Below are 12,996 nucleotides of genomic sequence, written 5' to 3' on the forward strand. Positions count from 1 at the left end.
TTGGTCAAAATAGTTTTCCAAACTGATTGAGGTTTCTTCGTGTAAGTACATACGTGATATTTTAAATAGAACCTTTGATCCTAAAAATGCAGCTGTATTGAGTTGATTAAAAAAAGAGAGCCCAAATCTGATGATTCAAGCTCACTTCAAATTAAAGTCAACATACATTAAAAGTCTTTATTTAAAGACTAATTCTAATAAATAAACCTATTCAAATGCTGCTTTTACGAGAATGAATGGGGTTAATTTCATCTCGTTTTTCTCCAGATATTTAATTTGAAACTTCATAAATGATAAGATTCTATTTATTTTAATTTGAACTATTTGTTTTGTTGGGTTTCTGGAGCTAAAATTCCCTCTACAATACGAGGGTTATCATTTATTTTTTTCGCAACTTTTATAATATCTGCTGCCGTAAGACTTTCAACTCTATCAATATCATTCTCATAACTAGAAATTGCAGTATTCGTTTCTATACTGCTGATGATCTTTTCAAGATGATTCATACTATTATCTTTTCTATCTCCCATTTCTTTGATAAGATTGGTCTTGACTTCCAGAAGTTTCGCGCTGTCTACCTCATTGGAAAGCGCATGAAGTTCTTCATAAACGATTTCCACTAATCGATCAGTCTTTGAGGGATTACAATTGAAATTCACAGAAAGGGTGAAATGATCCTCGGGGATGTAAAGGAGGTTTCCCTTAACTCTCACACCATAGGTACCGCCTTCTTCCTCTCGTATTCTTTCCATATAACGTTTCTCCAGTAATTCAGCGATAATAGCAATCGCCAGTTTATTTTCTTGATTATATGGAAGACCATCAGTAATATAAAGGCTTACTGTGGTTTGGGGTGTTTCCATTGCCTGTGAAATATGAACTTTTGTGATTCCCTTTGTGGGTTTCATTCCATGATCTACGATATGTTCAGTAGCTGTAGTATCTCCAGGAAGGCTTCCTATGTATTCTTCTATAAGTGGAATAAAAACCTCTTTTTCAATATCTCCCATAAAAATGAAACGGAAATCTGCTGCATTTTTTATTCGGTCCTTATAAACAGTTTCCATCTTTTCCATCGAAAGGGAATTAAGCAATTTTTCACCTAAATACACCTCACGTGGATTACCATTAGCAATCGCGAGTTTTAAAGAATCTGAAAAATCACCCCGATTATTGGCATGCAGCATTTTGTTCAGGTTTTTGAGGTTTTGTCTGGCCCCATCAAACGCTGATTCATCAAATCTGGGCTCGGTAAAAGCCAGAAAAATTCCTTTTAATACATTTTCCAGATTACTGGCATAAGAATACCGGTCCATCGTTTCTTCATATTCACCTATTTTTACGGAAGGGACAATAACCTCATTAGATTTAGCCAGTTCTTTCTTGGTAAGATTTGCAATTCCGGAAGCTTCAGCAAACATATAGGCAAAAAGGGAATTATCGAGCAATTCTTTATCCAACTGCGAACGGCCGCCAGGACTAATCGCCCTGAAATAAACCATTTTATCATCCTTATCTAATATGGGATAAAGAAAAACTTCTGCTCCATTAGAAAGAAGGAATTTTGTTCCTTCGGAATCTTTTAGGTGTTCTTCAAGGATTACTTTGCCACCTCTAAGCTCAAGATCCATCAACTTTTTAGCCTTAACTTCTACTTCCTTATAAGGCTCAAGTTTTGCATTGTTCGCATCCTTTATGGTGTTGAAAATCTCTTTTTTTGAAGGATATTTAATTTCATCAGAACCCAAAATCGCTACGACATTACCTTTAACAGTATAATATTGTTTGAAGAAATTCAATATATCTTCCTTCTTTAAGCCTTCTAAATAATCGAGTTCATACTGGTGCAAACTTGTATAATCTATAACCGGAAAATTTCTGAAAAAAGCTTCTGAAATTTCTATAGCGTGATAAATATTGCTGCTTCCACCGCGGCCAATTTTACTTTTCAGTCCGCCTGCTATATAGGATTTCACGCGATCAAATTCGTCCTGGTTAGCACCATGAAGCCAGAATCTTTGCAATTCTGTACCTGCCATTTTCAATGCCGGCAGTAGACTGTCTTTTTTAGGCTGAAGGCTGGACTTTAGAATACCAATATTTTTTGGAAGCGTATAATCGCGATCTGTAAACCTTGCGGAATATACCGGACTTGACGGCAGATCTGCTGTCTTGATAAAGCGACGGTCAATAATCGAAGTAAGTAAATCTAATTTCACCTCATTCTGGATCATTTCTATTTCGGTAAGTGTGGGATCCACTTCATATCTTAAAAAATACTCTATAGAAGTGGTACCGAGTTCCTTATTTTTGAGATTGAGATACGTGAAGTCATCTCCCACCTTAACGCTGTATTTTTTACGTTTTGGCCGGTCTTTTTCCAGGGGAATGCCTGAAAACAGTTTTTTTACCTTTTCTTCCATCTTCTTCTCATCAATATCCCCAACGATAATTACAGCCTGCAGATCTGGGCGATACCATTTCTGGTAATAATCTCGAAGTTCTTCATATTTAAAATTATCAATCACATCCATGGTTCCTATCACTCCTCTTTTGGCATACCTCGAATCTTTAAGCAAACCCCGATTTAGAATGCTGTCGGCAGCGCGGCGTTGTGCAGTATACCTGGAGCGCCATTCTTCCCTAACCACCCCTCTTTCATTATCAATTTCGGCTGCCGTAAGTGTTAAACCGTCAGACCAGTCATGAAGTATGAGTAATATGGAATCGAGCAAATGTTCATTTTCCACTGGAACATTCTGAATTCTATAGATAGTTTCATCATAGTGTGTTGCTGCATTTATTTCATTCCCGAACTTTATACTGTTTTTCTCCAAATACTCCAGCATTCTTTTATTCGGAAAATGCTCGGTCCCATTGAATGCCATATGTTCCAAAAAATGTGCAAGTCCTCGCTGACTTTCTTCTTCCAAAATAGAACCCACCTTTTGCGCAAAATAGAAGGATACCCGATCTTTAGGTTCTTTATTGTGCATAATATAATAATGCAACCCGTTGTCCATCTGGCCTGTAGTTATATCCGCTGGTTTGAGTTCTGGGTTATCTTTATGTTGCCCCATACTCATCTGAAAGCAACCAATCAATAACAGGATTAAAAAAATTTTAATGTGAACTTTCATTTTCTATTAATTATAATTTTCAATTCCATCTTTCAACCAGTACAGATAAGAGTCAATATCGGGATCATAGGCTGTGGGATCATTTAGGTTTTTTCCTTCAGTATCGATTATTACGTAATAAGGCTGTGCATTAGCTTTATAGTGGGTTATCTGAAAATCACTCCATTTATTGCCGATAGTCCTGATTTTCTTACCGGTGGTTTTTGAAACGTACTGCTCTGTTTCCGGTAGTTCTTTCTTGTCATCTACGTAAAGAGAGATCAGAACAACATCATTTTGCAAAAGCTGTAATACCTGAGGATCAGACCATACACGTTCTTCCATTTTGCGGCAGTTTACGCAGGCATATCCGGTAAAATCAAGCAGTACTGGTTTGTTTATTTTTTCAGCGTATGCCATACCGGTTTCATAGTCCTTAAAAGCGGGAATGTCATGAGGGCCAAGTTCGGCTCCTTCAGGAAGGATAACTTCAGAAGCCATGCCCCCTTTCGTACTGCCAACACCATAAGGCGATTCGCTATATTGTTGTGGGGGTGGAAAACCGCTAATCCACTGCAGGGGTGCTCCCCATAGTCCAGGAATCAGGTAAACGGTAAACGCTAAGGTAAGCATTGCCAAAGACAGTCGTCCTACTGAAATAGAAGGTAGTGGACTATCGTGCGGGAGCTTTATTTTTCCGAAGAGATATAAGGTAAGCGATCCTAAAATTGCAATCCAAATTGCCAAGAACGTCTCGCGTTCGAGTAGATGCAATTGTAAAACAAGGTCTGCATTGCTTAAAAACTTAAAGGCCAAGGCCAGTTCCAAAAATCCGAGTACTGCCTTTACTGTATTGAGCCAGCCACCAGACTTAGGAAGCGAATTCAACCAACCTGGAAAGGCCGCAAACAGGGCAAACGGAATCGCGATTGCTGCAGAAAAACCTAGCATCCCAAAAATTGGTGCCAAACCTCCCTTGGAGGCAGCTTGAACCAACAAGGTTCCAACTATTGGACCCGTACATGAGAAAGATACAATGGCCAGCGCTAAAGCCATAAAAAATATCCCAATCATACCTCCTTTATCAGCCCGAGCATCCATTTTTGTGCCCCAGCTGCTGGGAAGCACAATATCGAAAGCGCCAAGAAAAGAAACTGCAAAAATAACAAGAATGACAAAAAATATGAGATTAAACCAGATATTGGTAGAAAGTGCATTGAGTGCATCAGCTCCAAATATGAGGGTTACTAAGCTGCCTAGCAGTACATAAATAACGATGATACTGAGTCCATAAATAATCGCATTGCGAATGCCTACGCCCCTATTCTTACTTTGTTTGGTAAAGAAACTTACCGTTAGCGGGATCATAGGGAAAACACATGGCGTCAATAACGCGGCAAAACCGGATAGAAAAGACACTATAAAAATTCCCCAGAGACTCTTATTATCTGTATCCGAAACGTTATTGCTATCTTTGTTTTCTTGAGAACTCTTTATTTCTCGTTTCGAACTATTCTTTTTATACGTTTTTTCATCAATTTCTAAACCGATTTCCTTTTGGTCATTTGTGTTTTCTTCAAGATCACGTTTCTCTTCTATAGCATCTTGTTCATCAACTGAAGCCTTAGATTTAACGTTATGCTCTTTGGATTCTGAGGTTTCAGGTTTTGAAGAAATTGGGATTTTAAAATGAAGCTCTTCCGTAGTTGGCGGCAAACATTGGCTATCGTCGCATACCATAAAGGTGACTTCCGCATTAATATTTTTTAAGGAAGTCTCTTTTACTTGAATAATTTGCGAAAACGTTGCACGATTTTCGTAATAGGAAGTTTCCATTTCAAAAATATCATCAAAAAAAGTATGCGGCTTACTCTGCTCTACCTTCCCCATAATTTTATAAGAACTTTCAAAAGGAAATGAAAAAGAGGTTGGCACCGGTCCTCCTTCAGGTAGATTCTGAGCATATAGATGCCAGCCCGGTTCAATAGTTGCCAAGATCTGGAGTTCATAGTTATTTTCTCCAAGTTCCTTTACCGAAGTTTCCCAAGTTACCGGATCATAAATTTGAGAAAATACAGTATTCCCCGTAAAAAAAAGGCTGCTGGCTAAAAAGAGTTTTAAAAAAAATGTTCGTAAGGTATTTTCTTGCACTTTATATGATCTTAAAAGAGTTAAATGATGATTATCAGCTTAAAATTTAGCTGTCAACACCATGTAAAAAGACACTCCGGACATAAACATATCCGGAAGGTCTGTTTCAAAAAATAGTAGAAAGATCTATTCTTTCTATAGTAGTTATGAGTAGCTTAACTGGGGTTTTAAGTCTTTTAAAACAGTTGAGAAAGATATTCGTTCAAAGCTTCACCTCTTAGGTTTTTGGCAATAATAATTCCTTGAGGATCAATAAGAATATTTGCTGGTACCGAATTGATATCATACTGTATGGCTACTTCATTTTTCCAGTATTGAAGGTCGCTCACGTGTATCCAGGGAAGCCCGTCTTTTTCAATTGCATTCTTCCATTGTTCTTTACTCGCATCAAGCGATACACCAACAATTTCAAAGTTCTGATCTTTATATGTATTATAGGCCTTAACCAAATTTGGATTCTCTGCTCGACATGGTTTACACCAAGCCGCCCAGAAGTCGATAAGAACATATTTACCCCGTAACGAACTCAGTTTAAAATCTTCTCCATCCAAATTTTTCTGAGTAAAATCCATTGCTTCCTGACCAATCGCAGTTTTTTTACCTATCGCTATCTTATCTAAGATAAATTTACCGGTTGCAGTATTCTGAAGATCTTCATCAAATTTATAGAAAAGCACTTCGGCCTCCCTTGCATCAAATCCTTTTCGCAATTCAACAGACGTAAATTCCTCTAAGGCCTTATAAGAATGCGGATGCGCCACAATAAAGTCGTGCCTTATTTTTCTGATACTATCCACATAAATTTGAATGGTATCATAGGTGACCATTATCTGCTCTTTAGTTCTTCCTTTCATACGATTTTGCAGCGCGATAATTTCATCTGTTAACGGCGAAACTTGTTGAGATAACTTAAAGGATTCTTCGTTGAGCATGGAACCTTCAATGTTAGCATGTTTTATTGAATCTGTGGCAACCATCCTTATATCACTATTTTCAATATAGAAATGAAAGATATCCCCCTTCCATTCCGGTTCTGGAGAGCTATCCCCATGGCGCAAGAAGATCATGGCATTTACCGGGTGCTCTACTTTACCCTGAAAGCTAAATTTACCCTGATTTACAACCGAAGAGTCTCTGAACGTTGAATCGTTTTGTTTATAGGAAAGTATGGCCAGGGTAGCATCAGGAGATTCTTGTAGGGTTCCAGTTATTGAGTAACCATCAAGATTTGCGTCTTCTTTTTTCTCTTCCTTGCAAGCCCCTATCGTCATCAGGATTATAGCAAGAAGCAAAAAAGGTCTGGGAAATGCCCCTTGGGCATTTAAAATTTCTGATAAGTTATGATCTATTCTTTTCATCGTAGAATTTTTAATACTTGAACTCTTCATAAAGCGTTCTTTAATGTATGTTTAGAGCTTCTGTAAACCCGTAATTAGGATTGATCGTATCAATTAATACTTCTTTCTATATATCCCTTGACGTCTTCATTAGATACCAGAGTTAATAGGTATTGCGTATCGCTTTCTGAAAGTAGTTTCTTAAGACCTGGAATAATTTGGTAGAGCATAATATCCTTTTCATTATCGGTAAGGCTTGGAATCGTTTGATCTACCGTTTTGAGAAACTGTTCCTTTCCTTCTTGCGTGAGTTGTACTTTTGCTCCTGCAACCATAACTGGCAAGCTTTTCAACTCCTTTATTCCTAAACTATAGACGTGTTTTTCTGTTTGTTGAATTTCATCTATAGTCACGTCTTGAGAATAGCCTTTTGTTATAGTACCTAAATAGTTTTCATATTTGCTCCTAAGAATAGAATCTACTTTTTGGGTGTTTGAAATCTGGCGGAATTGAGCTCGATTTTCTTCAAAAAATTTCGCTTTTTCAGAGCCAAAAGGAGCAAAAAATTCATAGATAAATAAGGTTTGATCACTTATTTTTTCTTCCTTACTCAACGAATTATAAAATGACTCTACCTGTGGTTCTGGATTTTCGGTGTGCGTATTCATCAAAGCCTGCAAGTAATTAGCTTGTAAAGCTATACTCTTCTCCCCACCCTCTATACGTCGCTTTAAGCTCCCAAAGGCCTTTTGGGGATCAAAGGTATTTTCTACCTTACCAATAAATTTATCTCCATCAAGAATACCACCTGCAAACATATGTTTCAAATCCCCGCTTTTATCGAGAACTACAAAAGTGGGATAGGCTTTAATCCCGTACTTTTTAGCAAGTTCAATTCCCTCTTTTTCGGCATTTATTTTTAGGCTTATAAATTTTGAATTAAAATATTCTCCTACGTTTTGTTGGGGAAATACCTGTTTATCCATCATCTTACAGGGCGCACACCAGTTGGTATAAAAATCGATGAATACGTATTTGTTTTGCTCCTGGGCCTGTACCAAAGCTCCTTCTAAATCCGTTTCAGCAAATTGCACCCCCTGACCAAAGCTTATAATACCGGTGTGTACAATGAGTATTAATAAAATTATTTTTTTCATATTTTTTTATTTGAAAAAAGGAGGTTCTACTAAGAATTTTACTTCATTTCAAAGCTCATTTTTAAATCACTTAATCATTATTTATTAGGCTAGGATTTTGATCCATAACAGTTGGGGAAAATTTAACTACTAAACGATCTTGTGTGAGTTGGTACTCGTCTTGTAGCGAACCATCTGCATTATAAATCTTGTGGGTATAGCTTGAAACAGGCGTTGGAATGTCAGGATCTACTGTTAATCTTCTCATATCGAACCAGTGGTAACCTTCTAGCGCAAACTCGCGTAAACGTTCATCAAATATAAAGCGTAGTAACTCCTCCCGATTGGATGCAATCTCGGCAGGGACATCAGAAAAACCAGGCATCAACCTTTTTTCACGTAAGAACTCAAGATCATCCACAGCACCCGAAAGATCATTGAGGCGACATTTTACCTCTGCACTAAGTAAATATAACTCTGGGACGCGCACACCAATCTGACTTTGAGAAGTTCCAACATTCTTTTTGTAAGCACCGTCTATAGGTATGGGATCACCAGATTGGAGTGAAGGTGTATACAGCAATTGAAAACGTAAATCATTATCATTATATAATGCCATTACTTCAGGTTTAACCACCATTTCATATTGTCTATTAGCTATAGCAGCGATAACAACTTGCTTTCCATAAAGATTTTGAGGATCAAGTTGTGCATTCGGTCTTTCATACTGCTCGTTATAATCAATTAGTCCAACTTCTATACCTATATTGTATTGTTCTACTAATGCTTCATCTAGTAACGGGCGTGCCTCGGCAAATTTTCCCATAAACGTATAAACCTTTCCTAACAGTCCCTTGGCAGCTGCCCTAGTAAATCTAAACCTACTGTCTGTACGGGTAGGCAAAGCTGATATGGCCTCTGTGAGATCCTTTATTATCAGATCGTAATTTTCCTGAACCGTTGCTCTCTTAAAATCAGTAGCAGCCAGATCGGCTACAGTAACTATTGGAAAGCCAAGATCAGTTGAAGATGTCTGGGCATTGTATGGCATACCAAAATAGTTTACCATGAGAAAATAGACCCAGGCACGCCCTGCCTTCGCCTCGGCTTGCAGGACACGTTTTTGCTCTTCAGTACCATCTGTAGCGATCAGTATCTCGTTAATAATCTTATTGTAGATATACAGATTCTCCATGGTAACCTCCAGCTCGCCCATATTCTCATCATTGTCATAGACGTCAGCCTCCCACTTGAAAAATCGCTGTCTGCGAAGTTCACTATTGCTAAAATCAGGTTCAAAAGCAGTTGATTCTGCACCCAAATATGCTTGACCATTAGCAGATCTAAGATTTACCAGATCAAGATTGTAAAACAGCTTATCATAGTCTACCACTTTTTCACCAATGAGCTGTCCTTTAGGAACTATTTCCAGAAATTCATTTGAGCACGAACCAAATACCAGGATACTTAAACAAATAAGTATTTTATAATATGTTTTATATATATTCTTCATTATGCGATTTTTTAGAATTTTACGTTTAGACCTAAAGTCACTCTTTGTCCCCTGCTGAGCACTCTGGAACCTTCATAAAAATGGTATTCAGGATCGATGCCATAATCATTATCTGCCCATAATAATATATTAGAAACCTGACCTCTTAAGGTAACTTGATCAATACCCGAATTTCCAAATATGTTATTGGGTAAGCGATAGAGCAAGTTGATATCCCTTATTTTGATATAGGAAGCACTTATAATATTACTGTCCCCATCAACGTAGTAATCAGTATCTCTATTTACAGTACTTTCTCTATCTACAAACCTAGGGATGTCAGTAAACTCTTCATCTCCAGGCTCCATCCAACGATCTAAGAAATCTTCATTAATATTTCCTGAGGTAAAGTTGTAATTAGCTGCATCCAATCGTGTACCTGAATAGCGGTTATTCACATCTCTGCGCATTACATGACCCAAACTAAACACCGTGTTTACATTTAAGGAAAGATTTTTATAACTGAATGTATTTCCAAAACCACCATTCCATTTCGGTTGTGTGGTTCCCATGTGTTTGATATCTTCTGGAGTAGTTACGTTAGGTTCAGTGGTAATGGTTCCATCTGCCAATCGTACCTGAGGATCTCCATTTTCATCCAGACCGGCATAATCAAATGCAAAAAGAGAAAATGCAGGATATCCTACTACAAACTGTTCATCGACTCTTACATCACCTGTAGTGGTCTCTGTGATGAATCTTAAATTTGTAATTTTATTTTCATTAAAAGCCATATTCAACTGGGAAGACCAGGTAAAATCTTTTAATGCAATATTTATCGTATTCAATCCTATTTCGAAACCATCGTTTTCTAAATCACCGAGGTTTCCCCGTACAGAACTGTATCCGGTAAATACATTTGTAGGTATAGTTCCCAATAGATCTGAGGTCTTTCTTTTATAATAATCGAGTGAACCTGTAATGCGACCGTTGATATTATAATCGATACCTAAGTTTGTAGTAGCTGTTCTTTCCCAACTTAATTTACGGTTACCTGGTGTAGATATGCGAAGACCGGTTTCAGGAAAAAAGGCCGATGATATAGGAACTAAAATATCAAATGATGCTGCATCTCCCGGTTTAGGGGCATTCCCTGTGATACCATATGTTGTTCTTAATGCCAAAGAATTTAACCAATCTGCACTTTGAAAGAAAGATTCCCTTCCTATATTCCATTTACCACCAACACTCCATACGGGTCTATTTTGAGCAGATTTGTCTAGCCCGAAAAGATTACTTTGGTCAGCTCTTATACTTGCATTTAAGGTGTATTTACGATTAAATGTATATGCCGCATTTCCATAATAGGAAATGAATCGCGTTGTGGTTTCACTTCTACCGAAATAGCGCTCGGCGATCAAAGGTTGAAGATTACTCAGGCCACCATAACCAGGGAAGAACTCAAAGAAATTAGGTTTTACTACATTGCCCAGGAAATTCCCTATGGGAATTGCGTAGGTTCCATATTCTCTTTGTTCATAGCTTTGTAGCCTATCATCATACCCCCTTACTTGACTAAGTTTGGTAGTACTCATCTGCTGTTGTGCTTCGTGTCCAGCAATTATGTTTAGCTGATGCATTCTATCGTTCCAATCTTTTCCGAAGGACAACTGATTTCTTACGGTCCAGGCTTCTACATCTGAACTTCTCGCGGCATATTTCCCTCCTGTATTGGGTATTATATATTGTGGTGTCGCTCCCGGGGAAGAAACGACAGTGTATTCAACGAGTTCTTGTCTTTCTGCAATGGCTAAATGATCAGTGTACTCTTCATTATCCACTGCATTGAGCGTGTAGCTGTATGTCCCCTGAAACTTTAAACCCTCAAAGATATCTAAATCAACACCCAGAATATTTCTCATGGATTTTGTTATGTTTTTGGTATATGCCAAATCCAATTCATCCAAAGGGGTATAACTCAAGTCTACAAGACTTGCCTGCTCAAATTCACTCCTTACCTCATCATTTAACTCGGTCATATAAGACGTTTCAATATTATTCCCGTTAGCATCTCTAAAAAGCTGATAGGGTAAAAAGCGACTGTTAATATTAATGTTATTCGGGCTGAATCTATTCTGATATGTGAGATCAGTAATGATGTCAATATTGATACGATTACCAACATCAAAATTCTGTCTAAGGTTTAATTTATACCTGTTATCTTTCTCACCAGGTGTGTTACTCTGCCTTCCGGTATAATTACCAGAGGCATAAAAAGAATATCCTTTTTTTCCTCCAGATGCAGAAAGGGTGTGGGTGGTAAGGATGGAAGGTCTATAAAATAAATTATTGATTTGACTCCTATTGTTTATAGCAGCTAAACTATCTAATCTTTGTCTTGCAATCCCTTCAGATATTACGCCTCTATTGCGGTCGTATAAAATTTGTTCATGAGGAGAGATGCCATTTCCTGATGTACCGTAACCTACCACATTTTCATAGGGATATATTTCAGGATTGAAAATCTGCTCAGCAACCGCTATAAAGTCGGCACTTTTAAGCGTACGCAAATAATCCTGATCTGGTCTGCCATCCATAGTAATGAACGTGTCATACTGAAAACTTACAGTTCCGCTGGAAGATCCTCTTTTTGTATTGATCACAATAACACCGTTAGCGGCTCGTGAGCCCCATATAGAAGCTGCTGTAGCATCCTTTAATACGGTAATATCTCTAATATCCTGTGGATTAATATTAGCAAGACCAGAAATTGCTGCCGAACTATTAGTTTGAGTAGAAATATCTGGAATAGGAACACCATCTACAACAATTAAAGGACTGCTGTTTAAAAGTTGAACTGTGGCCAACCCTCTAACCAATAATGGATTAAATAGTTCTGCTCCAGGACTACTATTTACCGTAAGCCCAGGGATTAGACCATCAAGACGTTCTGCAACATTCATCGTGCTGCTTCGATTTTGAAAAACTTCCATATCTGGTTTAGCAAAAGAACCTGCGCTGCGTTCTTTAGCTATAGTCTGATATCCGGTAGAAACAAGTACTACTTCATCTAAAGAACTCACGTCTTCTTTTAAAACCACTATCAGGTTCTTTGCGTTATCTGCCGTAATGATAATCTCCTGATCCAGAAACCCGATGTAGGTGATTAACAGCGTCGTTCCTGTAGCCGCATTGGCAAATTTAAATTCACCTTCCATATTTGTTGAAACAGCACGTGTGCTATCTTTTAATTGTACAGTAGCACCAGCGAGGGGTACGCCCAATGAGTCTCTAACCACACCGCTTACGGTAACTTGTTGCTGAGCGTTTAAGATGGGTGTTTGTGCTTTTTTTCTACTTACAATAACCACATTGTTTTCAAAAGAATACTGATAGCCGATGCGATCAAGACCCTCATTAAGCAATTCTGAAGTCTTATAAATTCCACTACTAACTTCAAAAGTAGGTGCTTTAGTAAGTTCATTGGACCGGTATACAAAATTGTAATCGGTTTGTGCTTTGATTAAGTTAAAGACCTCTTCTAAGGACAATGTTTGATCTTTTGAAATTGCAATAGAAGCATCTTGTGAGAATCCGCTGTTGGGGCTCAGTGCAAATGTAGTTGCGCAGAGCATAAAAATAAGTGTTCTCATGATGATGTGTTGAGCTACACGGCTTAAAAAACCATGGTTGGGAGTCAAATTAATTTTCATAAATTTGTTGAGGATTATTTAAACATTAAGTTGTTTTAGGTAATTAAA

Annotated in this window: 6 protein-coding genes; all 6 read right to left on the reverse strand. The window is 37.8% G+C overall.

Annotation, left to right across the window (positions count from 1 at the left end):
• Positions 1 to 320: 320 nt before the first annotated feature.
• Positions 321 to 3,140: a M16 family metallopeptidase gene (locus DSM03_RS14970; RefSeq protein WP_128762564.1), complete on the reverse strand. Its 2,820-nt coding sequence runs from the start codon at positions 3,138 to 3,140 to the stop codon at positions 321 to 323.
• Positions 3,141 to 3,146: 6 nt separating this feature from the next.
• On the reverse strand, positions 3,147 to 5,270 hold the full coding sequence (locus DSM03_RS14975; protein ID WP_128762565.1) for a protein-disulfide reductase DsbD family protein: 2,124 nt from the start codon (positions 5,268 to 5,270) through the stop codon (positions 3,147 to 3,149).
• A 176-nt stretch (positions 5,271 to 5,446) separates the two neighbouring features.
• Entirely contained in the window at positions 5,447 to 6,628 is a 1,182-nt protein-coding gene (locus tag DSM03_RS14980) for a TlpA disulfide reductase family protein (RefSeq protein WP_201740451.1), read from the reverse strand.
• An 89-nt stretch (positions 6,629 to 6,717) separates the two neighbouring features.
• Positions 6,718 to 7,764: a thioredoxin fold domain-containing protein gene (locus tag DSM03_RS14985; protein WP_128762566.1), complete on the reverse strand. Its 1,047-nt coding sequence runs from the start codon at positions 7,762 to 7,764 to the stop codon at positions 6,718 to 6,720.
• A gap of 70 nt (positions 7,765 to 7,834) precedes the next feature.
• Positions 7,835 to 9,256: a RagB/SusD family nutrient uptake outer membrane protein gene (locus tag DSM03_RS14990; RefSeq protein ID WP_128762567.1), complete on the reverse strand. Its 1,422-nt coding sequence runs from the start codon at positions 9,254 to 9,256 to the stop codon at positions 7,835 to 7,837.
• An 11-nt stretch (positions 9,257 to 9,267) separates the two neighbouring features.
• Positions 9,268 to 12,948 (reverse strand): SusC/RagA family TonB-linked outer membrane protein, encoded by a 3,681-nt coding sequence (locus tag DSM03_RS14995; RefSeq protein WP_128762568.1) that lies wholly within the window; start codon positions 12,946 to 12,948, stop codon positions 9,268 to 9,270.
• Positions 12,949 to 12,996: the final 48 nt, after the last annotated feature.

The organism is Leeuwenhoekiella aestuarii, assembly GCF_004104055.1.
Classification (GTDB): domain Bacteria; phylum Bacteroidota; class Bacteroidia; order Flavobacteriales; family Flavobacteriaceae; genus Leeuwenhoekiella; species Leeuwenhoekiella aestuarii.

Coding starts and splice junctions, on each gene's coding strand:
- DSM03_RS14970 (WP_128762564.1), bottom strand. CDS start 3,140: ATGAAAGTTCACATTAAAATTTTTTTAATCCTGTTATTGATTGGTTGC.
- DSM03_RS14980 (WP_201740451.1), bottom strand. CDS start 6,628: ATGAAAAGAATAGATCATAACTTATCAGAAATTTTAAATGCCCAAGGG.
- DSM03_RS14990 (WP_128762567.1), bottom strand. CDS start 9,256: ATGAAGAATATATATAAAACATATTATAAAATACTTATTTGTTTAAGT.
- DSM03_RS14985 (WP_128762566.1), bottom strand. CDS start 7,764: ATGAAAAAAATAATTTTATTAATACTCATTGTACACACCGGTATTATA.
- DSM03_RS14995 (WP_128762568.1), bottom strand. CDS start 12,948: ATGAAAATTAATTTGACTCCCAACCATGGTTTTTTAAGCCGTGTAGCT.